Origin of the sequence: Candidatus Enterococcus avicola, assembly GCF_047470845.1 — a bacterium.
Lineage (GTDB): Bacteria > Bacillota > Bacilli > Lactobacillales > Enterococcaceae > Enterococcus_D > Enterococcus_D casseliflavus.
On sequence record NZ_JBLGTY010000017.1, the window covers coordinates 1 to 23970 of the forward strand.

Below are 23970 nucleotides of genomic sequence, written 5' to 3' on the forward strand. Positions count from 1 at the left end.
TTTCGGGAAGTTCTGCCAATAAGGAGAAAAATAAGTCAGGGTCTTTGTCTCGAAAGGCTTCAACTAATTCATGAAAATAGGGATACGTCTCCTTCAATGGCGTAGAAAAGCCAAGCAATCAATCATCATCGCTTTAGTAAGAAATAGGTATTTTGGTGCTCGGAAACTTTTCCATGTTTCGTATTCATAATGGTGATGTTTGCACGTTTTTTTAGCAAAAAGCGCCGGTTCTTTTTCAGTTTTTTTGCCCAAATAATTAGAAACAAAAATATATAAACAGTTAAAAAACATTAAGTAATAATCTTCTTTTAAAGTTAATTTTAGTATATAAAAGAAAATTAGATTACTATCTATTTTAGAAGAAATTACTTTCATTTATAGTATACCGTAATTTTTTTAACTTAGTAACTGAGTATAATTTCTTGTATTTTGCTCCCTTTCTTAGATTTTCAGGTTATATTACCACAGCATACGAAAATGTGCTATATTATTACTACAGTATTTAAAAATTTGATATAAAAAGGAGTCTTTTTTTTGGAAAAAGGAGTCGCTGATATTGAAAAAATCAAACGGATATTGAAACAAGAATCCATAAAAGACTTAGTAGCGGGAACAGGGTTAAGTAAAAGCACTATTTCAAGCTTAAAATCAGGTAGTCGAAAAGTAGAAAAACTAAATCTTTCTGCAGCAATTAAATTAACCGAATATTCAAATCAAGTATTTAAACCAATTATTGAAATCTGGGGAGAAAAACATAAAAACAGCCAAAATACCAAGTTGTAGAGTGAATTGTAAATAGCGGAAAACCTGCCTTTTAAATTGATTATTGACAGTGATTTACTGAAATCGTGGATAGATTTACCAGATATTTGTTTTTAATCTGTTTTTGTACTTTATGATTATTGGACTTAAGAGTGTAGTGAATCCAGAAGTGAGATTTTAGTCTAACTTTCTGGGGTAGATGTAAGACCAATATTTGAATTATTAGTCCCATAATTTGTAACTGATCATTTTCTACACAGCTCATCAGTTATTTTTTGAAAAAAGTCTTCTTTCTATCAATATTTTCAGTTGTGTTAAAAGAATTTTTTCAAATTCTATAGATTGTTCATCTTGTTGATATAGCGATAGGTAAAGTAATATTTTTTTTCGATAGAATTCGTTAAAATACGAATAGATATAAATATTAACTATATTATCTATAAATAGTATTGTATAGCGATCATTTACTTTGGGATGTTCTATAAATTTTAAATAGTAAGAAAACTTTTTTCGTTCAAACTCTTTTACAATTTCTATGTTTTTAATCTGAACAGAATTAGTTGAAATAAGCATGTAAAAATTTAAAAATAATTGCTTCTTATCAGAGATTATGCGTACTCTATCAATTATATTTGTAATGTATTCATTGATTGTAGAGCTTTTATCAACAATTTTTTCTAATTCACAGTTTATTTTATTTAAATTATACTCTATCACTGCTTCATAAAGATCGTGTTTTGTTTTAAAAAAACTATATATAATAGTAGTACTAGTTTTAGATTCATTAGCAATATCTAAAAGTTTTGTTTTTTCATAACCAAATTTAGAAAAATGTTCCATTGCAATAATTATAACTTCTTCTCGCTTATTGTTTTTATTAATTATTGACATAAGCTCATCTTACTCCTTCGCAATTAAAGATAGCGTATCGATGACATTCTCTTTTAATATTAATGAACTCTTTATAGTATCTTCCAGAAAAATTTCAGCTTTTATTGTTTGATACTGCGTGTTTTGGAGTAGCTCGCCAGATAGCATCATTGTATCGATAATAAAAGTATATACAACTGGATCTATTTTTTCACTAATTTCATTTTTCTTTTGTAGTTCGTTAACAGTGTTCCAGTATATTTCAAAAAAACTTTTATTATCATAAAACTGTTTAACCCATTCATTTATCATTTGCTCATCACTAGGAATTTTATTATAAAATACAATCAGTTCAGGATGTTTTCTTCCTAGCTCCAAAATCATTTCAAATATTACTTCTAAACGGTTTTCCAGCTTTAAAGGGGTATTGTTAATAATAATAATATATTCCTCTAAAATAGCAAAAATATGCTCTATTGCTACTGCTAACATTCCTTCTTTATTGTTAAAGTATTGATATAATGAACCTACGCTTAAATGTGCTTCCTTGGCAATTTTCCGTACAGAAGCTGAATTATAACCAATTCTACCAAACTCATCCAAAATATGAGTTAATATAATTTCCTTTTTTTCTATTTTGAGTCTATTAAACAATTTATTTGCTGTTTTATACATAGATATCTCCTGAAAATATAATTTAAAATAGTATAACACACTCAGTATTTAAAAACGATCACTCATTTTTTAGATATTTCCTACTTTTATATATAGAAAAACTAAATATCGTAAAAATAATTATTTCATAGAGATAAATTACAGAAAATTCTATTTCCAATAAAATAAAATTTGGTTCTACAATATTTAGTGTTGGTGGAAAATCTACGGATTTTCTACTGACACTTTTTTTGTAAAAAAAGATAGAAAAAGAGATAGCCTAACTGGTAGAATTTAGTCGACTAAAACAAAACCAAACCAAAAAAGGATATCTCCATGGATCATTGTACTAGAAAATTGTTAGGTTTAACAGATGAAAATTTATTCTTCGAAGAAGAATGGTTAGAGACTGTAGAAGAAGAGAGGTTTCGCACCAATCTTATCCATGCCAAACTTAGCTATATACCAAGCGATTGCCGTAAATGTGGCATCAAAAATGAAGGACAAATCATCAAGAATGGCTCACACAAAACAAAAGTCCAACTTTTACCTTATCGAGCAACCAAAACAGAATTACGCTTGGTAGGTACGCACTTTTACTGTAAAGAATGTCAGTCGACATTCAACGCAACGCTCAGACCAATTTGGTGGATGAAAACTGCTATCTTTCAAAGGAATTAAAGGTTCAAATTGCCTTGGAACTGGCGAAGAATACAACAAGAAAAGAAATTGCCAATCGCTATTTTGTCTCTGACGTAACCGTTCTGCGTGTCCTGCACACCTGTTTAAAAACGTATCATCCTCGTTTTGACACATTACCTTCGGTCCTTTGTTTTGACGAGTTCAAATCGATGAAGTCCTGCAGTGGAAAAATGAGTTTTGTTTTTATGAATGGGCTGACCCAGTAATTAATCGGTGTATTGGAGAATCGCCGCCTGGCTTTCTTAAAACCATATTTCCTTAAATTCATTCACTCGAAAAGCACGAGCGAACGTGAAATACATCGTGATGGATATGAATGCCCATTATTTTGAACTTGTAAAGGCGGTCTTTCCCAAACGCCAAAATCGTGACCGATCGCTTTCACATTGTCCAACAAATCACTCGGGCATTAAATCAGTTGCGAATTAAAACAATGAATAGCTTTCAAAAAACAGAACCGAAAAAGTATCGACGATTGAAGCGATTCTGGAAATTACTCATTAAGTATGCCTATGATCTGTATAGTTCCAATTATCAATATAATCGATCCTTTTGTAGACCAATGACGCAAAAAGCGATCGTCGATGAACTTTTGAGTTATGACGAGCAATTAACAAGAGCTTACGAGACCTGTCAGCTACACCTCTATCACTTTAAACACAAGGACAGCCAAAGCTTTTTCGATACGATCAACAGCTTAGATCAATACCTCCCACAATGGTTTTGTAAGAAACTGACGTTTTTAAATAAATATAAATTAGGGATTCAATATGCTTTAAAAACCAGGTATAGCAATGGTGCATTGGAAGGAACAAACAACAAGATAAAAGTGATAAAACGAGTATCCTACGGATTTAAATCATTCGAGAACATGAGGATTAGAATCTCTTTGATCAATCAATTAATCAAAGTGAGATAACAAAAAATCTGAGCTAGAATGTGGTTCATTCTGACCCAGATTTGATTTTGCACAACTCATCAGTCCTTATTGACAAAGAGCCACAAAAATAAGTTAAGCACTCTACCTAACTGGTTATAACTAAATTTTCAGTTGTATCTTTCTCTACCAACACTAAATGTCGAAGAGCCAATAGAACGGGACTTTTATTATTCCGTATCTATTTTATTAGGAGATTTTTAAATTAAAGAAACTGATAATTATTTGACCCGTGGTTCTTTTGCTTCTTTAACATTGTCTTTAACATCTTGGACACCATCGCTTACTTTTTCACTTGCTGTGCCAAAAGCTTCTTTTGTTTTTTCGGTTTGTTTTGTGACAAATTCACTAGTTACAGAAGCAGCATCTGAAAGATGATCTTGTAGAGTAACAGAATCTTTTTCATGTTGTTCTTTCGTTTTTACGTCTACAACATTTACATTAACTTCAATCACATCTAATCCTGTCATCTTTTTAACTTCTTCTGAAATAACTTGTTTCATTTTTTCATAAATTGAAGTTACATCTTTACCATACTCAGCTACTATTGAAAGATCTACTGCAACTTGTTTTTTTCCTACTTCAACATCCACACCAGAAGTATTGCTATCTGTATTCACTAATTTACCAGCTATATTTGAGAAGAAACCTCCATCAATCGTTAAAAGACCGTCAATCTTATCTATCGCAATTCCAATTATTTTTTGGATTACTTTATCTTCAAAAACTAGTTCTCCTTTAACATCCTCAAAAGTTTTTGATATATCTTTCTTTTCAATATCTTTTTTTGCATTAATTGTTTTGTTTTCCATTATTTTTCCTCCTAAAAATATAAAAATTATTATTAACCGAAAAACGGCTATTAACTACTTCTTTTTACTATCGAAAAATTCAATAGAATCCAAGTGAATTCCCAAGTAAATGCCACTACAAGTAACTAATATTAATATTAATGTTTTAATAAAGCCTAATATCAACATTAATAGTCCTAAAGAAAAACCAAAAAACCCAAAAATTATAGGATATTTGTTCTTTGATACAATTTCTCTCATCGTTTCCTCCTATAAAACTCTTGATTTAGTATCTGTATTTTTCCCATGATAATTCTTAAATATTACATCTGTAATAATCGTATGTTCTATACCAAATAATTCATTCAAATCAGCATTTATCTTTCTTGTAAATGCTGTTTGTTTTTCCATTGTTTGAAAAGCTTTGCGTAATTTTCCTTTTACATATATTTTAATTTTCTTTTTCTTAATTGCGACTTTTACTGTTGGATCAACAATAAAAGGTTCTTCTTTTGCCATAATTAGTACAAAGTTTTCAATAGCTTTTTTCTGAATAGCTATTTTTCCAGTGTTCTTATTTTTTTGAATAAAAGAACTTTCACTAGGATAAAATAAGATAATAAGTAGACTAATAATTAATAATATTAGTAAGAATACACTAATCCAAAATAAAAATTGAGACATACTACTTCCAATAAAAGTGTATTCTGTAAATGGTAAGAAATAAAATGATAGACTAGCAACACTTTGCATGGAGATTATCGTATGTGCTAGTGGAAAAAATAAGAGAAATAAAATCAGTGATAGTATTATTTTTATACTTTTTCGCATAGTACCCCTCGTTTGTATTCTTTCAATGTCCAAAAATACAATAACTAATATCGTCTTTGTAATTTTGAATAGACAATAACTTTATATTCATTCAGTACATCTTCATAATCTAAGCTATAATAATAATCGTCTAGACTATCTTTTTCTACACTTTCAATACACTTATTTACATCATCATTATTTAAAAATTTACAAGTGATTAAATGAAAAAGATATTCTGAAACTTTCGCATCAATTTCTATTAATGATTCCATGGAACATTTGAAATTATTACCATCTATTGTTTTGATAAGGTTTTTAGCTCTAGAACTTAAGTCTTTCACAATATTAACTAAAATTAAGTCATAAGAAGTTAATTCTGGATCTTCATACTGTTTTTTCCTTTCATTTTCAATAAAAGAGACAAAATCTGAAATTTCATAAAAGTATTTTTTTGTTTTTATCTTCATAGCTTTCTCCTTTAATTTATTGAATTACTAAAACTGATTTAGATTGCCATCAGTTTTACTACAATTAGCAACCTTCCTTACGGCTCCTAACGAACAAAGCTATAAAAGCCGTTAAGAAATGAATTTCTTACAAAAGAAATAAACCTATGATATAAATTAAAATTCTTCTACCAATTAAAACTAAGAAATGTCTATTCTATTTGTTTGTTAATATACTAAATTTTTTACTACTACTTTTAAAACTGCTTATCATAAAAGCTATATCCTTAAAGAAAGAATTACTTATTTGAAAAATAAACAATTTATTATTTTGGCCTCGTAATAAATTATGCAATGATGATATCAAGTGATAATTATTTTGTCAAATAAAATGAGCGTTCATTTTATTGTTTTTCATTTTTATAAAAGAGATAATAAACTTAGTTGAAAAAGTAATTAACTATTAAGATACATTATTAAAAATAATAAAGAACGCTGTTACATAGTCCAATCTTTGGATGACTAATTATAAGAAACTCATTTTGTTTGTAATTGTAGTAAAATTAATGAGTCTTTCCTTTAAAATTTAATACTTTTATTCTATAATTAATTGTTCATTTATTAACTAGATTTATTGATTTTATCATAACCAAAAAAATCATTGAAACGAATAAAAGCAATACTAATTATATTTCGTCTTTGTAATTTTCCAATTTTCGCTCTTTTTTAATAGAAAGGTATACTGAAAAGTACTACTTACTTTAGTTGTCATATTAAGATATTTGACATAGAATTCTCCTTGAATTTCTTTTCCTTTTTGTTGAAAGATAGGGTTAATTAATCCTACAAATTTTAAATTACTATTAATTGGTTGAACTGCTTTGTTTTCAACATAGTACTCAAGTTCCTTTTCTGATGCTGCTGGATATAGGTTGAAAAATGTCTCTAAAAACTCAGTAATTTCTTCCTTTGTTTTGGCATCAATTTCTGAATCGCTTTCTAATTGTTTATCTTCATACTGTGCCTTCTCTGGTTTGCCAACCATAGTAGGCAAACTTATTACTATATGATTCCCATTTTCATCTTCAAAGATTATCACTCGATATGCTGAAGAAATTGATTGTGTCTTTTTTCCTTCTGTAATCTTTTGATCCACTAGAAATGACACGACAAATTCTTCCGAGTGTTTTTCAACATCTAGAATTTTTACAGATTGAACTTCGGAACTTGTGGGAATATCTGCTCGAACCATATCTCGGCTTAAAGAGAAACCTTCTTCTGTAAGGTACTGTTCAAGAGTACTCATTCTTTTTTCAATTGCTTCTTTGTTATTCTTCCACGAAAAATATTCTTTCGCAAAATCCTTTGTAAAATTTTCAACACCAGAAGTATTCACTACTTTCTCTTTTAGAACCACTTTCTCATGAATCGTGTGCTGATCAATGGCAGTGAAGTTTTTGTAGATTCCAAAAGTAAGACTACAAGATAATAAAACCCAAAGGGCGAGCACCATTTTTCGATGCTTGCCCACTGAAATGACTCGTTCTTTCTTCTTTTTTAGGGTCTTTTCCTTTTGACTCCGTTCAATTTTTATCTTCATTATTTTTCCTCTTTTCTCTTATTTGTATCGGCCAGCTCCGATAAGATGCTGCTGCCAATAGCTTTCTGTTAAATTTGTCCAGCCCACTGGATCGCCTGCATGAAACATGCGATTCTCCCCTGCATAAATACCCACATGAGTTACATAAGTACCGGCATCATAGGTTGAATGAAAGAAAATCAAATCACCCGGTTTGGCATCTTTTAAATTAATATGAGTCATAACATCATACTGTTCCTGAGCGACCCGAGGGAGTTTCAAACCAACTTTGGCATAACACCATTGGGTCAAACCACTACAATCAAAACCCGTTTCTGGACTTGAGCCACCAAATACATAGGCCGTTCCTTCATACTTAAAGGCCTCGTCAAAAATTCCTTGGACTGTTTTATCATCAAACTGTGTTGTAGTTAAGTATTGCTTCACCAACAAGCAATAAAACATATTGCCGTAGTTATAGCACCATCCACCATTTTCCTTAATCGCGATGGGATTAGGGTAATTGACTTTTTGACCGCCCGATTTTTCCTTTGAAAAAGATTCAGCTAAAGCAAAACTATGCTTCTTTCCGTTTTTCGCGACATAATCTAGATACCCGCCACCATAGTTATACGCTTGAATAATACTATCCTGATCGCATCCCAGTTCTTTGGAACGCTTAACCAAAGACGCAAAATAGAGACATCCTTGTTTGATGGATGCCTCGGTACTTAACGAATTTTGTGGTAAGCCTGCCGATTCAGAACTCTGCATGACATCTTCCATTGTGCCACCAGATTCCACTTGAATAATCGCTAAAAGAATCGGGACATATTCTGAGATGCTTGATTCCTTGGCATATTTTTCCACCATTGCACGGTGTTTCAAAACTTCTTCCGAGACATTACTTCCCCCAAGAGAAGCACCTGAACTAATACTTCCTTCACTGTCTTCCCCAAACAACAAGCCCACACATATCAAGATGCCCATAAAAGAGATTGTCAGAAAAGTTAACGAAATAACACCCAATTTTTTCAAGTTCATTTTTTCTCACCTGACCTTGATTTTGGCCGAGGGGTCATTCTTTTTTGTACTTTTTGATTGGTTCGCTTGGGCAGAGTAGACCTCTGTTTCACTTGTTGGAAAGAATTTTTCTTACTTGATGGTTGACTTATTCTTTTGGGAACAATTTCCTGACTAATTAGGTTTCGTTTGATTTCGGGATTCGAATTTCCTTTCACAATTCGCTTTGGTACTTGTTTTTTCGGCGTCTTATCTTTCTGAGGTTGGACCTCTGCATTAATCGGAACATTTTCTCTTCTTTTCCCACGACGATTCCCTATTTCGTTCAATACTTTGCGCTTTTCAGCCATTTTTTCATCTCTACGTTGTCGTTGTTTTTCTCGCAACTCTCCTCGATCCGCTTTTTCTTGGACTAGTCCGCGTTTGAATTCTTCTGGTGCTTTTTTCGTTTTTTCGATTCCTTTATGGAGATTGTATTTCAAGTTAGTCGGTGTGCTTCGTACTTGATCCTTTACTTGTTTGGTCTTATCTTTCACCAAAGCTTGGGTATCCAAAACTTTGCCGATTTTTCTCCCAGCTAAATTCATTCGAGACTGTTTCTTATTTTTTGAGATTGGATTTTCCTTAGTCGAATCAGGTGATGTCTCGTTATTGTTAGGTAGCGATGGATTCTTTCGTGGAGAAAAACCAGAAGAATGAAATTTGGACTTTTGTTGATCCTTTGACAACTTATTTCCAACTACTGCACCTCCACCAAAAGCCAGAGTTCGGCCCACATTTCGATTGAGTTGCCGTAATTTACGATTCATTAACATTTGCGGTCTTCGCATCACCCGTCTGGCCATTGACTGACTGTCATTACTCTGGAGGTTGAACATACTCATAATATCACCCAATTTGAAATAGATACCGGCAAAGGTCACAATTTGTAGAAAAGCTACCATAAAGAAGGGATAGGTCGCCGAAATATTGTAAAACATCGTGGAGATACTAAAAGCAGCTGTAATCACCAAGGTCACTCCCGCTCGCATCATAATCGTATTGAATAAACGAATAATCGCCTTCTTTCCCAAACTCTCATAAGTCGGCAACATGGACAATAAAAAACTAATCGGCAAAAACATCGTAAAGATAATGAAGAGAATTTGGGAGAATAACATAATCCCGGTTAGGAGGAAAACAAAGAAGGAAATCCCAATATTGAACAACACCAAAAAGACCACGGTCCCTAAGCGGTTCATGGTCTTGGTAATACTTAAATTCGCATTGTCATTGTCTTCAATCTCGGCCTTGACCGCTTCTTCCCGATCTTTACCTTTATTTTCATCTGGACTCACGGATAAGATTTTATGGACTCGGTCTTCGCCAATTTCTTCTATATTGGAATCATTAAATTGCAAGAGTAACCAAGGTTGTTGGACTTGAATGGAAAATAAGCTATCCCGAATCAAATCGACACTATCTTTCTCTTGGCTTTCAGAATTCGGTACAACGATCTCGGTCCCAAGGCTAAGAGCCGCTTCACTAACATCTGAGCTAAAGTCATTGATTTTTGTGATATAGGTAGGTGCATAAGCAATGAACGAACCCGAAAGTAGAAAAATCATCACAAAATTAATCACGGCTCGAACTGCTTTGGTAGTTTCTCGTTTGAGTAGACCTGTATACGCCACATAAACTCCTAGAGCTAAAATCATCAATAGTAGAAATCCAAAGTAGAAGCCCGAGGTCTGTAATCCATTTTCGGTAATGCCGGCTAAGGTTTGGATATTCTTCCCAATACTTTCAGCTGTATCCGAAATGAAATCCAATTTATAGGCTTCTTGAACTACATAGCCCGTGGCATTTGATAAGTACAAACTTACGGTCCAAATAAAATTGGTAATGGCATAAAGTCCATACATCACGCTCTTGCCTAAGCCATCCCCCCAATTCCAAGGCAGCCAATCCCACGAACTATCCACATAGAAATCCAACTGATAGTTACCAAGTGAATATTGGGAATATAGATTTCCGGCTTCCACCATATCATCAACCAAACCTGTTGCCTCGGCCACCGTTCCAATCAGACTGAGAAGAAGTAAAATAGCACAGAAACTGATTGCGATCATCCCCACAATCCGAAAAAGTTTCTTTTTCATCCCCTCACTCCGTTCTCTCTTGAACCAGCGGACGAGTATCAAAGGCATGGAAGAGTTCTTCAAATACAGGGTGAACTTGGACTACACCTACTCTACCATACAAATCTTGCATCAAGCATTGGCCGTTTTCCAAATCTCGCAGACGTTTTTGATTGCTTTCATCTTCTTGATCCAATCCAAAAAATTCCAAGGTTTTCTTGATTTCATGAATGTCGGTACTGCGAAAAGCAAACTTCAACCCGATATTATTTTTTAAACGTTCATCCAATAAATCGTCGCTATTTTGAGTGACGAAATAGACCCCAGCATTCATGGCCCGACCTGCACGCACTAATTTATTCGACAAGGTCTTTCCTTGTGCTACTTGAAGAAATGACCAAGCCTCATCCAGGTCCACAATCTTGAAGATTTCTCTGTTGCTATGGATAAAATCTAAGGCAAAAGTGGAAATGACGATTAGCATCGAAACACTCAGCAACTCCATCGTGGTATATTCTTCAAAAGTAGTTTCTGCATCTGGTAAAACCAAATTCGCTACTTGAATTATATTCAACTGTTTATCTAAACTAATCGATTGGATAATTGTGCCGTCTGAGAAAAGCAAATGGGCAAAATCATAATCGGTAAAGGACTCGATATGATCGGCGATATTTTCCGCGACTGGAGAGTTCTCCTTTCGAAGCTCATTAATGACTTGCAGCAATCCTCGTTGATCACTTTGGGTAACCGTCCGAATAGCTTTGCGCAACACTGGAAACTTCTCCCCATCCCGACTGGAAATTCCTGTTAAAAAAGTCAGGATATCAATCGCTAAACTTTCTGAATCTTTCTTTTTCTTCATAATCACATAAGGATCAAGTAAGCCTTGATTTTCTGGTTTACTAGTCAAGTTGAGAATATTGATTTCATCCGCAATTTCTGGCAAGTTTTCTTTCCAACCACCTCGTTCTCCTTTTGGATCGACAATCACAGCTTGCCCACCAAAAAGAACAGCATAGTAGACCAAGAGATTGTTACTAAAGGACTTTCCGCCACCGAGTGAACCAAGGAACGCAGCAGCCAAAGCATTGGTAACTGAACCCTTGACCCCTTGTGAAGCTAATGCCGGTTTCAGGTAAACATTCCGCCCCGTATCTACATTGTAGCCAAAGTAGATGCCTTCTAATTCCCCTAGCTTTTGAGTAGCCCCAAAACCAAGTCCCGCTAAAAAGTCAGAAGTAACATATTGGATATAATCGTTCATATAGCGTTTGCTTGAGGGCAAGAATTCTTCATGTAGCCCCATCATATCGCCAAAGGGTCGGACTAGTTTTACATTAGTATCATCATAAAAATCGAACACTTCATCACAACGGCGTTTTAATTCATCCACGGATTCCGCACTCACTCGAACTACATAACTTAATTTGTACATCGACTCCTTGGATTGATCCAAGGTAGTTTCCAACTCATTTACTGAATCCAAAGCATCTAAGACATTGGAATTTGTCTCATTATCGGATTGGTAGGCATGGTTGTCTAAATCTTTCAGTTCTTTTTTCTTATTGCGAACAGTGGCAAGAGCTTTTTTATTGGTCACAATCTCCACATTCATTGAAGTATCAATGGGAAAAGTGAATTGTTGTTGCTGGTAATAAAAAAGTTCTGAAGAAGGAAACTCCATCTCCCCTATAATCGTATTGATTGTCAAATAGGCTACATACGATTCATGATTTTCATGTTCCATGCGTAAGTACCGAGGATTTTCTTCAATCAAGCAACGACTAGGACGTAATAAATCATAACGTTTCACCAGCGTTTCTGATTTTAGCTTTTTCTTTGGTAGCTGAAATTCATATTCTTCAAACGGTGTGCCTTTTTCGCCATAAATATGTTCAATTAAATACGTCAGGTCACTCGGTGTGACCCGTCTGACTTTGAATCTTCTAGCCAATTTACTTTCCATTAGTTTTTCAAGCTTGGTATATCGGCGAATTTCTTCATTGGATAAGGAAACAAAATCACCCATCAAATGATGGTTCACCCCATAGACAAATTCTTGAAGCCCAGAAAGGAAAGATTTCTTGAGACTCTTTAAATTGACCTCTTCATCTGTTGCAATTAGTTTAAAGCCAATAAAAAAGCGATAATCAATCTGACTATCGCCAATCATAGATACTAATGCATCTGTTTGAAGGTCAATTCGTTGTTTCGCGACTTCTTTGAGTCTGCCTGTAATTTCCTTTTTTGATCGTTCTTGCGTGGCACGAATACTACTTTCTGTGGCAATTTGTAAGGCATGGATCTTGCCTTCACGATTCTGAGCAATCAATTGACGAAAGTTATCGTGCACTTGATACTTCTGTTCAGGCGATAAGAAGGAATAGTTATAAGGCACAAGTTCATAGTAGGCAAAACATTCTCCCTCTTGATTAAAGACAAGATTATTTTCAACATACTTAATCGGGTACATAGTTCACACTCCTTACTAGAGTGATGGGTTCATCCCATCGTTTCTTCTGTTCTTTGACCTTCTTTCCTGCAAAAGTGACCTTAAACCGTAAGTGATAACTGAGAAAGGATCGTAAAAATCCCAGTGGTTTCTTACCATCAAAGGTTTTTTGCGACATGAACCAAGTGACCACCACCGGTATGCCTAAGTATTTTAAAAAGGCCCCCTCTATCATAGATAGCGGAGGCACATGGGCAAAAACGATGACAAACAGCAAGGACAAAACAAACCAAGCCATCTGATTAAAGGTCACAGGAAAAGGTAGCTGAAAGTCATTGATTGCATAAATGACCTTTTCAACTGCCCAGATACTGGTGTAGCTTTTTATTTTTTTCATATTCAATCGGCTCGCTTTCTAATATAATATAAACATCATGCTTAATTTTTTAAGGAGGTACATATGCAAAACTTAGTAACAATGGCAAGTGGAACACTTAACGAAGCTTACTCGGGAACTGAGATTGCAACTTTATTTGCTGAATATGGAGCAGAATTTAACGCTTCTGTTCCCTTTGTCTCAACTCCCTTTCCGAACTTTACTTCTAAGGCTACCGCGATTCAAAATAATTTACAAGCTTTCACAGAAGAACAGCAATTTAAAATTATAAAAGATCTTTGTGAAAGAGTGCTTACTCAAAATCCAACAAATAAAGACGTTGCTAAGGTTTTAAAACTGTTACTAAAAAATTATGGTTCAGTTTATTCTAGTGATAAAATAGATAGAAATATCATCAATGAAACTAACACTTGGTTGGCTGCTTCCTCAAGAGCAAAAGAAGAGTTTGAAAAGGCCATACAGTCATACGACAACAGCATCTATAACCGTTATACTTTAGACAGTATCAGGCTGGCCTTTGAGTTTTTTATGCAGGATATTTTAAAAAACTCAAAGTCTTTAGAAAACCAGCCTATCGAAGGAGAACTCCTGCCCTTATTGAGAAAAAAGGGCATTCCAAAAGAAATAATCAATTTGGTCCGTTTAATTATTAAAGGACTTATAAGCTATCAAAATGAAAATGTTAAACATAGTCAAACATTCACTGACCTAGAAGTAGAATTTGTTATAGAACAAACTAGTATTCTTATGAAGCTATTCGCAAAAATTGAAAAGATAGAAAATGAGAGCTGATAAAAATCAACTCTCTTTTGCATCACTGAACCTTTTTCTCTTTTCATACTTTCGAAATAGATACTCACATAAAATCATTGCTGAGTTCGCAGTAAGGATAGCTTCTTCTTCATTAATTACAATCCTCCTGGAGCCCTGAGCATGGGCATCACCTTGACTATTCCTCATCTCAAGAATTTTGTCTGACAAAGTGTTTAGAGCACCAACTAAAGCTTTTATTCTTTTATCCATATCTTTGTCAATTTTTATATTTAGTCTTTCAAAGGCTTGATTTCTTAAGTCTTTAGACCTTACAGTATTATTATCAATGCTTTTTCCTTTTGTGTTCTCAATGATATATTTCAAGACTTCATCAATCATAGTGTTTGATTTTGTTAAAACAGAATCGAAATCTTTATTTTGAATATCCTTACTTATACGAGTAGGAAGTTGTTGAATATACTCTAAATTCACTTTTTTCGAAAACTTAGTACCATTAAGCAATCTTGCACTATCTTTCTTATGATATGCCTCTTCAATCAATAGAGTCACAAGTGGATTCATTTTAGGTGACTTATATGAACTTGGATTTTCAAATTGGCGAATAGAAGCAATTTGCTTCATAGTTTCATTTAATGAGTATATTAATTTGAACTTTAGGTGATCACTAATATCCTCTGAGACAAGAAATTCTTTGAAGGAATTTCCTTTAGAGCCACCAAATCTTTCTTGAATTCCAAATCCAACTATTTTCTTAGTATATAGGTCCCATTCAAGATTATTGAATTCCAATATATATCCAGGAGATCCGTCTGAAAAATAATTTGCAAGCTGTTTTGCCTCGTCAATATTCACCACTTCCACTCCTTTGAAATACTACTCGATATTTTCTATTGTAGTATCTTTAAGGGCAGTATTCAATATACTCTCACTCACATAGCTCAAAGACCCCACGACTCGTAACCAAATAATTCCCTTCAATTTCTAAATCTCGACCATAAGCCTCGTAGTCAATATAATTTTGTAAATGAGTAGGAACTTCACCTAAAGCGCCTGTTTCCTCAATCAAGTAATACGCTACATCACTCATGTCATTACAATCTGGATAATAAACAATATTATCCAGATGCTCCACCATTTCTTCAAATGAATTGAAGAAAGCGTGTTGAATCTCTGAAACAACTTCACCAACTGGCGTTCCTTCAAGTTCTTCCGCCAAGCCACACAACCGATTAATTTCCTCAATTGGTGTATACTCATCAATCTCAAAAGGCAGTTCATAATCATGAATCGCGTACTCTTCGTATTCATCATTTAATCCAATCCGTTCTTTGACTTCATCAAAATCGACAGGTGGGGTAAACCACGCCCCCACCAACTCACCTTCATTGTATTTTCTAAGGTTCGCAATATAAACACGCATCTGTTCCATCGTGATTCCTCCTTACGCACCGACGATTCGGTTAAACAAATTGAGTAAGACATCCTTCACGCCAGAGGCATTAAATACCAGACCTACCGCAATCAAGGCAATCACCAAAAAGCCAATCAATTTGGAAAATTCACGTTTAAATCCTAAAAATAGACCAATGACCACAATTGCCAGTAAGACTAAGGATTGGGCATTGGTTAAAAACCATTGATATAAATTTTGTCCGAAATTCATCTCATCACTTTCCTTTCTTTTCCATTGCTCGATCCGCCGCTGCACTTGCATGCATCAAGCACATCACAGTAACACCAAGCATACTGCCACCAACTACCAATAACATATCTTTTACAATTCCCACCACAATTCCTCTTTTCATATAATCAAGTTTTCGATTGCCATACTTTGTTGCTCCAAAATCTTTTTGTGCCGGTCTGATAAGCGCGCATTGTTTACCATATCCTGGATAAAGGTTGTCTGATTCAAATGATCCAATTCCTTAGCCATCTTCCACGTAGGGGCGACTTGGCGTCCAAGCCAATTCAACGTTCGTTCAATGGTATACGGTTTCGGTTCAGAAGTTAATTGAATCTCTTTCCGATTCCGTCCAATAAAACGACCCCATTGTTCATTCAAGGGCCAATTGGTTCGCCTTTTTCCTTCTACTTTATCCGCAAATCGCAAGTAACGATTGATAATGGAGAACGTGGTACTTTCAATACTACGACCTTTTAACAAATCTTGAATCGCATGATAAGCACGGTCATTTTTCAGTCGAATCTCAAAGCGATTTTTCGTCTCAGTTTGGTCTAATGGAATCCCTAACTTGATATATTGCTCATAATCTTTTTCATACAAACAAAAGTAAACCTCGCTTTTGAGACTACCGATATATAAAGTATTACCCATACCATCCTTCTCATCGGCTTTCAACAGCTCCCCGGAACGATAACTTTTAAAGGTACGGAACAAGGAAATACATTCTTCCTTCTGACATTTTTTCGTTAACTCAGGAATATCCAATAAGCCCACTCGATCATTGATTGCCAAGTCCAACCGTTTCATCACGCCACCGGCTTTTAGACAATCCTCGAAAAAGTCGTACCAGCTACGCTTTTGAGCGAGTAAAAAAGTTTCAAACTGTCGACAACCACGACCCTTTAATTCCAAAAGGACACCTTTATCTTCTTCATGAGATAACATCACTACAATATCGCCCATGACATATTGTTCTTGATAGGAGTAAAAGGCGTAATCTTCATGAAGCATATACTCAAATTTCAAATGGAGAATTTCTTGAATAATTTTCCGCACATCCGTTGTGGGAAAGCGAATCCTTACATAGTCAAGCAGTAACGTTAAAGGTAAATCGGGATTGAAACTTTCCAGTTGATCAAAAATTTTTCTCATGGTCTTTGTAGAGGCGGTTACGCCACCGTTTTCTATCTGATTTAGATATGGGCGGCTAAGTCCGCAAGCAGTAGCCAATTTATTTTGCGAAACGCCATATTCGTTGCGTCGGTCTTTTAATAGCCGATAATCTAAATTCCGTTGTGCCAAGTTCTCACCTCCAAATTCAAAGTGTTAACTTTTTCAAATGAGTTAACACGTATGCAAATCACTTAATATCCTTGATACAACAAGCATTCTTAGTGGCTACTTGCTTATTTTTTGTGTTTTTGTACCCCCCTGTTAGATACGGGGGGTGAGACATCATGGCCGGCTAGCGCCGTCCATGAATAGGCACAGCACCACGGAGGATTCCTGCTTCGCAAATCCCCCGCGGTCAGCGCCTATCAGTGGTTTATCTGGTTGTCACTCCGCGATAATGCCCTTAACTTCCAAATCTGCTTTCATTTCTAACAAGTATTGGCGGATATCCGGTTCTTTGGTAAGGTCTGCATTTCGTTCCAATTCACTGATGACTTGATTCAGCTCGATTCGAGCATCGGTTTCCTCCTTCATTACATATGAATCACCAGAGACTTTCACCCCGTTTTTACGAATATCAAAATTGAGTCGGCGTAGTTCTTCTTCCAGTTCTGAATCTGACTGAATCTCGCCAATCACCCAGTAGATTTCCCCAATCAACTTATCATAAATCATCTATTTTTACCTCCTTTAATCTTCTGGCAATATCAAAAATGATCGGAACTGTTACTGAGTTTCCGGCCTGCTTATACAACTGACTATCTGAATTGACTTGAGAAGCTCGGTCAAAAGCCCAATCGGGAAATCCTTGAAGTCTCCAACACTCCCTAGGTGTTAACTTTCGAATCTGGTACTGATCTGTGACGACTGCTTGTTGGTCTCCTGTTAGTAAGGTATGCACACTTCGTTTTCCTAGACGGCCTCGGCGACTTGTGGAATTAGGAAAAGCCAGGTTCACACTGTCCCCTGGCTTCACCTCTTGATATTCTGTTCCATTTTTCCGAATCATAACCTTTGTTCCACCTTGTTTCGTGGACAAGGTGGGTGCTGTTCCGGTTACTTCATAAACCCGATTACCTTGTTCAAAATTTCCCGGCAACATACCAGCTACAGAAATCCCATCCTTTACTGGCAATGCGATTTTGATTCCTTCATCACCAGTTAAGGTTGGTGCTACACCATCTGAGCCATAGACTTGTCCACCCATGCCTCGATTGGAAGGATTGATATTTAACAAGTTTCTGATGTTTTGACCAGATGTTGGAGACGGTCCAATGATAGGAAATACTTGTTCGGTACATGCGTCTCGAGAATGTCCGATAAGGAAGACCCGCTCGCGGCTTTGGGGAACGTAGGCCTTTGAGTTAAGCACCTGCCATTCCACATCATACCCCAATCCATCCAGCGTTCGGAGGATCGTCTCGAACGTAGCCCCTCTTTCGTGATTGAGCAATCCTCGGACATTCTCAAGGAATAAAAGCTTAGGTCGGAGAAGAGTGGCGAACCGAGCGATTTCAAAGAATAAAGTACCTCGAGTATCGGAAAATCCTTGCCGCTTTCCCGCAATTGAAAAAGCTTGGCACGGAAATCCGCCGCAAAGGATGTCCACTGATCCGAGTGATTGAACAAACTCGTCTGATACCCTTGTGATGTCATGCATTTCCACCTCCTTTCTTGTATCATGGATTACCTTATAACTCCTTCGAGCAAATTCATCAATTTCACAAAAACCGATACACTGGTGACCGGCTTGTTCCATACCTAAGCGAAAGCCACCAATCCCGGCGAATAAATCTAAAAATGTCATAACTCACCTCATTCATTGCAAAGAAAAAAGCCAAGAACATTTTTGCTCTTGGCTCTTAAAACTATTTCAATTTCAAATCTATTTTTCTTTATCCAAACCAATCAATTCGTGTTGTTTGCGGTTGGATTCATCTGCTACAAGTTTAAAGACTGCCTTTAGATCTTTCACAGAGGCATTCTTTTGTATTGTAGAAAAGTTATGGTTGTCCTTTGACATAATTTCATCAACTTTTCTTTTCCAATCATGTAGCTCTTCCTCCAATTTTGTAAACAACAGGTTAAAAATATTGAAACATTCTAAAGTGGTAGGAAATAAATTTCTCAACTAAAAGAAGCTTTATCGCGAAAATCATCTAAATCTACAATTCTAGTATCACTAAAGTAATCCTCTTTTATCTCTAAATACTGATCAAAAAAATGTTCTTCTAAATTAAACAAATTAGAAAGAAAGCTAGGTAAGATATTAAACTGATTCAATAAAAGTTTTAAACTGATTACATTTTTATCGAGTACAAATTTAAGAAGTGAGCGAATTTTACCTGGTCTAACTGGAGGGATTTCATCGTCTAAAGGCTCCAATAGCTTATAGCCTTTTTTAGTTAGTTGTCCCCAAAAATACCGATTTTCTTGATAAGTCATTAATCCTAAACCATAGGCTCTCATTTCCATAGCCGAAATCGAGACTAAATATTTTCTTTTTAAGTCAATATAATAATCAGGATTCGATTTTCTTTTTAGTGCCAAAAAATCATTAGTAAACTCTTCTTCCGGCAATAGAAATATAGACGCAAACAAATGTGCTTCCTTTTCAATAACTTTTAATTCTGCAGGCGTTAATATATCCATATCTACATCAGCATGTAATAAAAGGTGTCCCAATTCATGAACTAAATCAAAGTTTCTTCTAACTGCTGATTTCTTAACAGTACCTAAAATTATATATAATCGTCCATCGTTTGTAACTGTACTATAAGCATCAATTTTGGATCCTAAATTCTTTTCTACAATATAGATCCCACTATTCTCCAAAGTATACATTAGGTTTTTATTGTCTTTTAAAGATAGTTCAGTTCTAGCAAATTCTGCAACTTTTCTTATTACTTCATTTCTTTCTAAATCGCTTTCCTTAACAAATTTCAAACTTTGTTCTCTAATATCAATTATTGGTGCTTTTGGAATTATCAATTTCTGTTCAAAATAATTGATATAATAATCAACATAATTCAAAAAAGTAAGTTCAAGTTTTGTCTTTTTTCTAGATTCCCTATCTTCTGCTCTATATGCAATTTTTTCTTCACTAACTTTATCTTTCAGATAACATGATGAGAAAAAATATTTCGTCTCCACACAAAATAAACTACGCAATTGATTTAATATCTCAATTCGAGGCAGTATAGAATCATTTTCATATTGCCATACTGCCTGTTCGGTTATTTTCAATTGATCTGCTAGTTCTTTTCTGGAGAGACCGTTTAACTCCCTTAGACTGCTTAACTTCTCTCCGTAAAACATAGAAACATCCCAACTCTCTACTTAATTTGCTTCTTTCTTTGTATCATCTTGTTCTTCTGCAGCAACCCCATAACCAAAAAACTGATCTTCATCCGCATAGATACTTTCAGGAACTTTATCTCCCTTCACAATTTCAAGTTCTTCATCACTAATTGAATAAATACTTTTCTCTATTAGTGGCGTCAAGTCTGCAACTTCAACTAGACTCATTTCATATTGATTTGGTAGTGTCAGAGCAATTTTGCTAATCATTTTGGATTGGGAATCAAATTCGTATGTTACCACATAAAAACGATTGTATCCCTCTGGAGCCTTTATAGCAATATTTTTATTTATTGCTTCCAATTCAGGAAGAGAAAGTTCCAATTGAACAACTTTTTCAGATGCTACCGACTTCAAAGACTCGCTATCAATGATTGGATTGTTAATACCAGCATACTCATATAAATAATTTTCCTTTTTGTTACTATCCACTTTCCCGTTAAAATTCTTCGTAATTCCTCGACTATTTTTTACAATTACTAGATACTTTTCTTGCGTATCCTCCATAATGAACTGAAGATATTCCCAAGTATATCCTGCTTTCTCAATTGAACTTTGAACTTGATCGTAATTCGAACATGCTTCATCTACACTAGAATCTATATGATTCCCTTTAACCCAGGCATACGCTCCACTGACTTTTAAATCTTTTTGAGCCCGTCTTCTTACATCAAGATACTCTTTATATCCCTTCAAAATACCATCTACGATTGATTGACTCAATTCATTTGCCAAAGAAAACTTGTTCACGCAATCCACCTCATATTCTTCTATTTGTAAATAATTATACTTTATTTATTAAAAAAAGAAAGCATTTATCCTGATTTTTTTAAAGTGAAGATGAAAATTAATCTAACTGTTTTTTCAAATGAACTATTTCATAATACTTTTCTATTGCAATAAATGTTAGAAATTTCCTTTAAAAAATCGTATTCTTTGGGCACTAGAGGAGTATAAAACTCACTTATCACACTTCCTCCTGTATCCACATAACCTCGTCCTTTGATTCGTTTCATAAAGAAATTTTTATCAACTTCTCCAAACATCATGGAATACCCAAGTTCACTCATGCGACCCAAAGCCACTCTGAAGTTAAACTGATCGCGAATTCCATCTCCTAAATATTTCGCATCTGGTCTTTGACAAGCCAGTATTAGGAAGAAACCAGACTGTCGGCCTAACATCACAATTTGTTTGAGCTTATTCAAAATCACCGCACTTTCTTTCGTTGTTAACATCTCCATATAAGCCACGTATTCATCAAAGATTAAAAAGTTTGGCGGAAGTCCAAGATACGCATAATTCTCTCCTGTTTTATAGTTGGGCATTTCTTTCATTTTCTTGCTACGAGCCATCATGCGTTCGTAAAAGTCTTCCACGCAAGTAGAAATTTCTTCCTTTTGTGAATAGACATGGGGCATTACCGTACCTAAATCGGCGAGGTCCGCATTTTTTGGATCGAAGATAAACAATTCTGCATCTGACTTCAATAGTGCTTCGATAATGGTGAGTAAGAAATAGGTCTTCCCACCACCTGTGCCACCAGCGATTAACATATGAGGTAAAGAATCATACGCCCATACTTGATTTTTCATCAATCGCAGAGTCCCGTTTTCTGCCACTACTTCTTCAATTCCAATTCGATTGGCAATCATATCGTATAACAAGGTGTATTCCACATAAGAGTCTTTGAGTTCCTTTTCTACTAACTCACAATACAGTCCGCTTTCTAACTTCTTTTCCAACTTTAAAAGCTGATCCTGATATTTTCCCAGTGAAATTTGAACGCGAATAGAAAGTAAGCCATCTTTCATTCGATAATAAATTTTGGGGAAGTAACTGATACTCTCTCTGGTCCGACTACTATTTAAATCTTTGAAAAAGCCTTCACTTTGAGTTTGTTTCACTTCATACCAATGGTTTTCTAGAATCATCCGAGCCAACTTTTGTCGATGCCACAGACTTCGCCAATGATCATGAAAAAAATGAATATAAAGTAACATCATAACTCCTGCAAGAGCGAGACTTCCAAGTAGACATGCTAAATCTTTTATAGACCAAACGATTTCAATAGTAGAAAGTGATGACTTAGAAAGATCAAATTGTCTAAGCTCTTGAAAATAAAAGACGCCCATCCAACCGATGAATAAGGCACTTAGCCAGCCAAGAACAAAGTGATAAACCAAGTGCTGATTTCCTGCCCGTATGCGATGCCCTTTGTACATTTTGATGGTTTCCACCTCCAACCGAAAATTGCCCAATAGGATTTTATTGGGCAATTTCAAAAAGTCATGCTAGTCATTTACTGACACGGGAAGTTGTTTCGTTTCAACCAATTGTGTTAAAAAACCTTCAATAGCATCCGGCATCTCCACACCGATTTCTTCCAAGACAGATTCTGCTTGACGACATAAACTTTCATTTACCTCGACAACCATAAAGAAGGACTCTTCCTCCCCTAACCAATCCAGTACATCAAAGTCTTCTTTGGCATCGTTACCTACTTCCAGTAATCCTTGATGCATAATCAAAAACATTTTTTCATCATAGGTTAATGCTTTCGTGAGTTGTTTCTCCGTTAGCTCACCTTTGCCATATTGATCGAGACAATCTAAAATATGTTCGACATTAATTTCCATACGCTTCACCTATTTCTTTCCTTCATTTTGGTTCGTGGGATTTCCTTGATTCGGTTGTCGTTTCAAGACTAAATCATCTGCCTTAATGAACCAATTGACAGTAGTTCCTTCTCGGAAAACATAATTGGCGACCGTATCCACGATTGGATTGACCAACTCTACCTCTGCATCATAGGCAAACTCGCGTAAGGGCACATTTGCTGGGATACTAACTTGGATCATTCGACCTTGCGCGGAGGATTTCAAATTATAGGTTCGTTCTTTTACCTCATTACTAATCGTTCCGTCTTCGTTTTGTTTCCGTACTTCCCGGCGTAATGCAGAAAAGCGCAGCTTCCCAAACGTTAATCCTGAATCTACGACAATACCTTCTGTTAATCTCATCTTCTTTTCCTCCTATGCTTTCACTAAATCATCGACATACAACACGTAATCAGTAAACCCACGATTCTCAATCTCATACCCTTTGGCAACCAAGTGGGGATTTACGGCTCTTAGTGGTTGATCTTGGTCAAAATCTTTTTCACCAGCTTCCGCAGCTACCACTACTTCAATATCATCTGCTCGTTGTTTACTGGAATACAAATGGTAACTACGACCAATTACTGTAGTATTCCGACCATATCCTTCTGTTAAAATTTCACCTTCACCGGCATAACTTATCTTTCCAAAGGTTTCGGCCATATCTGGCACAACAAATTTCAATTCCATATTTTTTCCTCTTTTCATTGTTAGTTTTGGATACAAAAATAGCGCGACAACTTTTTTAGGAGGCGGTCGCGCACGTTGGTTCT

The 23970-nt window shown here is 35.3% G+C and carries 26 protein-coding genes and 2 pseudogenes; 3 read left to right on the plus strand and 25 right to left on the minus strand.

Annotated elements, in window-relative coordinates:
• Window positions 1-248, minus strand: a pseudogene (locus tag ACI3E5_RS13035) (ISL3 family transposase); the annotation flags it as partial.
• Window positions 249-534: 286 nt separating this feature from the next.
• Here ACI3E5_RS13035 and ACI3E5_RS13040 point away from each other — a divergent pair.
• Window positions 535-783: a hypothetical protein gene (locus ACI3E5_RS13040; protein WP_137264916.1), complete on the plus strand. Its 249-nt coding sequence runs from the start codon at window positions 535-537 to the stop codon at window positions 781-783.
• Window positions 784-1026: 243 nt separating this feature from the next.
• Here the strand turns inward: ACI3E5_RS13040 and ACI3E5_RS13045 are convergent, their stop codons facing one another.
• Window positions 1027-1653 carry a TetR/AcrR family transcriptional regulator gene (locus ACI3E5_RS13045; protein ID WP_137264915.1) on the minus strand — a complete coding sequence of 209 codons (627 nt, stop codon included), beginning with the start codon at window positions 1651-1653 and terminating at the stop codon, window positions 1027-1029.
• A 9-nt stretch (window positions 1654-1662) separates the two neighbouring features.
• Complete coding sequence (locus tag ACI3E5_RS13050; RefSeq protein WP_498821839.1) at window positions 1663-2307, minus strand: TetR/AcrR family transcriptional regulator; 645 nt, start codon at window positions 2305-2307, stop codon at window positions 1663-1665.
• A gap of 315 nt (window positions 2308-2622) precedes the next feature.
• Between ACI3E5_RS13050 and ACI3E5_RS13055 the strand changes: the two are divergent.
• Window positions 2623-3907 (plus strand): annotated as a pseudogene (locus tag ACI3E5_RS13055) (ISL3 family transposase).
• A gap of 239 nt (window positions 3908-4146) precedes the next feature.
• Here ACI3E5_RS13055 and ACI3E5_RS13060 read toward each other — a convergent pair.
• From ACI3E5_RS13060 to ACI3E5_RS13100, 9 genes are all read right to left on the minus strand, one after another.
• Window positions 4147-4737, minus strand: a complete 591-nt coding sequence (locus ACI3E5_RS13060; RefSeq protein ID WP_368264761.1) for an Asp23/Gls24 family envelope stress response protein — start codon at window positions 4735-4737, stop codon at window positions 4147-4149.
• Between the two features lie 54 nt (window positions 4738-4791).
• Window positions 4792-4977, minus strand: coding sequence for a DUF2273 domain-containing protein (locus ACI3E5_RS13065; protein ID WP_368264760.1), 186 nt, complete (start codon window positions 4975-4977; stop codon window positions 4792-4794).
• Window positions 4978-4986: 9 nt separating this feature from the next.
• Window positions 4987-5547, minus strand: a complete 561-nt coding sequence (amaP, locus tag ACI3E5_RS13070) for an alkaline shock response membrane anchor protein AmaP (RefSeq protein ID WP_428208174.1) — start codon at window positions 5545-5547, stop codon at window positions 4987-4989.
• Between the two features lie 44 nt (window positions 5548-5591).
• Window positions 5592-5996 carry a hypothetical protein gene (locus ACI3E5_RS13075; RefSeq protein ID WP_368264758.1) on the minus strand — a complete coding sequence of 135 codons (405 nt, stop codon included), beginning with the start codon at window positions 5994-5996 and terminating at the stop codon, window positions 5592-5594.
• Between the two features lie 661 nt (window positions 5997-6657).
• The gene (locus ACI3E5_RS13080) at window positions 6658-7575 is read right to left on the minus strand and encodes a conjugal transfer protein (protein WP_428208175.1); all 918 of its coding nucleotides are present in this window, start codon (window positions 7573-7575) and stop codon (window positions 6658-6660) included.
• Between the two features lie 18 nt (window positions 7576-7593).
• Window positions 7594-8598, minus strand: a complete 1005-nt coding sequence (locus tag ACI3E5_RS13085; RefSeq protein ID WP_498821847.1) for a bifunctional lytic transglycosylase/C40 family peptidase — start codon at window positions 8596-8598, stop codon at window positions 7594-7596.
• Window positions 8595-10718, minus strand: coding sequence for a CD3337/EF1877 family mobilome membrane protein (locus ACI3E5_RS13090; protein ID WP_368264755.1), 2124 nt, complete (start codon window positions 10716-10718; stop codon window positions 8595-8597). Before ACI3E5_RS13090 ends, ACI3E5_RS13085 begins: the two co-directional genes overlap by 4 nt.
• Window positions 10719-10722: 4 nt before the next feature.
• Complete coding sequence (gene tcpF, locus ACI3E5_RS13095; protein ID WP_498821848.1) at window positions 10723-13170, minus strand: conjugal transfer ATPase TcpF; 2448 nt, start codon at window positions 13168-13170, stop codon at window positions 10723-10725.
• Complete coding sequence (locus tag ACI3E5_RS13100) at window positions 13157-13546, minus strand: conjugal transfer protein (RefSeq protein ID WP_002298826.1); 390 nt, start codon at window positions 13544-13546, stop codon at window positions 13157-13159. The genes tcpF and ACI3E5_RS13100 overlap by 14 nt, the downstream gene beginning before the upstream one ends.
• Window positions 13547-13609: 63 nt before the next feature.
• On the opposite strand from ACI3E5_RS13100, the gene ACI3E5_RS13105 reads away from it, so the two are divergent.
• A complete protein-coding gene (locus ACI3E5_RS13105; RefSeq protein WP_498821851.1) occupies window positions 13610-14338 on the plus strand; it encodes a hypothetical protein in 729 nt (242 codons plus the stop codon).
• A gap of 6 nt (window positions 14339-14344) precedes the next feature.
• On the opposite strand, the gene ACI3E5_RS13110 is transcribed toward ACI3E5_RS13105, so the two are convergent.
• The 13 genes from ACI3E5_RS13110 to ACI3E5_RS13170 all read right to left on the minus strand — a co-directional run bounded on the left by ACI3E5_RS13110 (window position 14345) and on the right by ACI3E5_RS13170 (window position 23887).
• Complete coding sequence (locus ACI3E5_RS13110; RefSeq protein ID WP_498855877.1) at window positions 14345-15181, minus strand: abortive infection family protein; 837 nt, start codon at window positions 15179-15181, stop codon at window positions 14345-14347.
• Window positions 15182-15245: 64 nt separating this feature from the next.
• Window positions 15246-15749: an antirestriction protein ArdA gene (locus ACI3E5_RS13115; RefSeq protein ID WP_498821853.1), complete on the minus strand. Its 504-nt coding sequence runs from the start codon at window positions 15747-15749 to the stop codon at window positions 15246-15248.
• Window positions 15750-15761: 12 nt separating this feature from the next.
• Window positions 15762-15983: a hypothetical protein gene (locus tag ACI3E5_RS13120; RefSeq protein WP_002298822.1), complete on the minus strand. Its 222-nt coding sequence runs from the start codon at window positions 15981-15983 to the stop codon at window positions 15762-15764.
• Window positions 15984-15987: 4 nt separating this feature from the next.
• Complete coding sequence (locus ACI3E5_RS13125) at window positions 15988-16125, minus strand: DUF3789 domain-containing protein (protein ID WP_010709987.1); 138 nt, start codon at window positions 16123-16125, stop codon at window positions 15988-15990.
• Window positions 16122-17306 (minus strand): MobT family relaxase, encoded by a 1185-nt coding sequence (gene mobT / locus ACI3E5_RS13130; protein WP_498821857.1) that lies wholly within the window; start codon window positions 17304-17306, stop codon window positions 16122-16124. The genes ACI3E5_RS13125 and mobT overlap by 4 nt, the downstream gene beginning before the upstream one ends.
• A gap of 255 nt (window positions 17307-17561) precedes the next feature.
• Window positions 17562-17852 (minus strand): hypothetical protein, encoded by a 291-nt coding sequence (locus tag ACI3E5_RS13135; RefSeq protein ID WP_498821859.1) that lies wholly within the window; start codon window positions 17850-17852, stop codon window positions 17562-17564.
• Window positions 17842-18984: a DNA cytosine methyltransferase gene (locus tag ACI3E5_RS13140; RefSeq protein WP_498821860.1), complete on the minus strand. Its 1143-nt coding sequence runs from the start codon at window positions 18982-18984 to the stop codon at window positions 17842-17844. The genes ACI3E5_RS13135 and ACI3E5_RS13140 overlap by 11 nt, the downstream gene beginning before the upstream one ends.
• Window positions 18985-19304: 320 nt before the next feature.
• Entirely contained in the window at window positions 19305-20495 is a 1191-nt protein-coding gene (locus ACI3E5_RS13145; RefSeq protein ID WP_498821862.1) for a spr1629 family repressor/antitoxin, read from the minus strand.
• Window positions 20496-20516: 21 nt separating this feature from the next.
• Complete coding sequence (locus ACI3E5_RS13150; RefSeq protein WP_498821863.1) at window positions 20517-21287, minus strand: spr1630 family ClpXP-sensitive toxin; 771 nt, start codon at window positions 21285-21287, stop codon at window positions 20517-20519.
• Window positions 21288-21415: 128 nt separating this feature from the next.
• Entirely contained in the window at window positions 21416-22762 is a 1347-nt protein-coding gene (locus ACI3E5_RS13155; RefSeq protein ID WP_498821865.1) for an FtsK/SpoIIIE domain-containing protein, read from the minus strand.
• A 69-nt stretch (window positions 22763-22831) separates the two neighbouring features.
• On the minus strand, window positions 22832-23176 hold the full coding sequence (locus ACI3E5_RS13160; RefSeq protein WP_498821867.1) for a hypothetical protein: 345 nt from the start codon (window positions 23174-23176) through the stop codon (window positions 22832-22834).
• A 9-nt stretch (window positions 23177-23185) separates the two neighbouring features.
• The gene (locus ACI3E5_RS13165) at window positions 23186-23560 is read right to left on the minus strand and encodes a YdcP family protein (RefSeq protein ID WP_029487158.1); all 375 of its coding nucleotides are present in this window, start codon (window positions 23558-23560) and stop codon (window positions 23186-23188) included.
• Window positions 23561-23572: 12 nt separating this feature from the next.
• Window positions 23573-23887, minus strand: coding sequence for a YdcP family protein (locus ACI3E5_RS13170; protein WP_498821869.1), 315 nt, complete (start codon window positions 23885-23887; stop codon window positions 23573-23575).
• Window positions 23888-23970 lie beyond the last annotated feature (83 nt).

Excerpts from the sequence above, each read along its gene's own strand:
- ACI3E5_RS13045 (WP_137264915.1), bottom strand. The coding sequence starts at position 1,653 with ATGTCAATAATTAATAAAAACAATAAGCGAGAAGAAGTTATAATTATT.
- ACI3E5_RS13050 (WP_498821839.1), bottom strand. The coding sequence starts at position 2,307 with ATGTATAAAACAGCAAATAAATTGTTTAATAGACTCAAAATAGAAAAA.
- ACI3E5_RS13060 (WP_368264761.1), bottom strand. The coding sequence starts at position 4,737 with ATGGAAAACAAAACAATTAATGCAAAAAAAGATATTGAAAAGAAAGAT.
- ACI3E5_RS13065 (WP_368264760.1), bottom strand. The coding sequence starts at position 4,977 with ATGAGAGAAATTGTATCAAAGAACAAATATCCTATAATTTTTGGGTTT.
- amaP (WP_428208174.1), bottom strand. The coding sequence starts at position 5,547 with ATGCGAAAAAGTATAAAAATAATACTATCACTGATTTTATTTCTCTTA.
- ACI3E5_RS13075 (WP_368264758.1), bottom strand. The coding sequence starts at position 5,996 with ATGAAGATAAAAACAAAAAAATACTTTTATGAAATTTCAGATTTTGTC.
- ACI3E5_RS13080 (WP_428208175.1), bottom strand. The coding sequence starts at position 7,575 with ATGAAGATAAAAATTGAACGGAGTCAAAAGGAAAAGACCCTAAAAAAG.
- ACI3E5_RS13085 (WP_498821847.1), bottom strand. The coding sequence starts at position 8,598 with ATGAACTTGAAAAAATTGGGTGTTATTTCGTTAACTTTTCTGACAATC.
- ACI3E5_RS13090 (WP_368264755.1), bottom strand. The coding sequence starts at position 10,718 with ATGAAAAAGAAACTTTTTCGGATTGTGGGGATGATCGCAATCAGTTTC.
- tcpF (WP_498821848.1), bottom strand. The coding sequence starts at position 13,170 with ATGTACCCGATTAAGTATGTTGAAAATAATCTTGTCTTTAATCAAGAG.
- ACI3E5_RS13100 (WP_002298826.1), bottom strand. The coding sequence starts at position 13,546 with ATGAAAAAAATAAAAAGCTACACCAGTATCTGGGCAGTTGAAAAGGTC.
- ACI3E5_RS13105 (WP_498821851.1), top strand. The coding sequence starts at position 13,610 with ATGCAAAACTTAGTAACAATGGCAAGTGGAACACTTAACGAAGCTTAC.
- ACI3E5_RS13115 (WP_498821853.1), bottom strand. The coding sequence starts at position 15,749 with ATGGAACAGATGCGTGTTTATATTGCGAACCTTAGAAAATACAATGAA.
- ACI3E5_RS13120 (WP_002298822.1), bottom strand. The coding sequence starts at position 15,983 with ATGAATTTCGGACAAAATTTATATCAATGGTTTTTAACCAATGCCCAA.
- ACI3E5_RS13125 (WP_010709987.1), bottom strand. The coding sequence starts at position 16,125 with ATGAAAAGAGGAATTGTGGTGGGAATTGTAAAAGATATGTTATTGGTA.
- ACI3E5_RS13135 (WP_498821859.1), bottom strand. The coding sequence starts at position 17,852 with ATGATTTATGATAAGTTGATTGGGGAAATCTACTGGGTGATTGGCGAG.
- ACI3E5_RS13140 (WP_498821860.1), bottom strand. The coding sequence starts at position 18,984 with ATGACATTTTTAGATTTATTCGCCGGGATTGGTGGCTTTCGCTTAGGT.
- ACI3E5_RS13145 (WP_498821862.1), bottom strand. The coding sequence starts at position 20,495 with ATGTTTTACGGAGAGAAGTTAAGCAGTCTAAGGGAGTTAAACGGTCTC.
- ACI3E5_RS13155 (WP_498821865.1), bottom strand. The coding sequence starts at position 22,762 with ATGTACAAAGGGCATCGCATACGGGCAGGAAATCAGCACTTGGTTTAT.
- ACI3E5_RS13160 (WP_498821867.1), bottom strand. The coding sequence starts at position 23,176 with ATGGAAATTAATGTCGAACATATTTTAGATTGTCTCGATCAATATGGC.
- ACI3E5_RS13165 (WP_029487158.1), bottom strand. The coding sequence starts at position 23,560 with ATGAGATTAACAGAAGGTATTGTCGTAGATTCAGGATTAACGTTTGGG.
- ACI3E5_RS13170 (WP_498821869.1), bottom strand. The coding sequence starts at position 23,887 with ATGGAATTGAAATTTGTTGTGCCAGATATGGCCGAAACCTTTGGAAAG.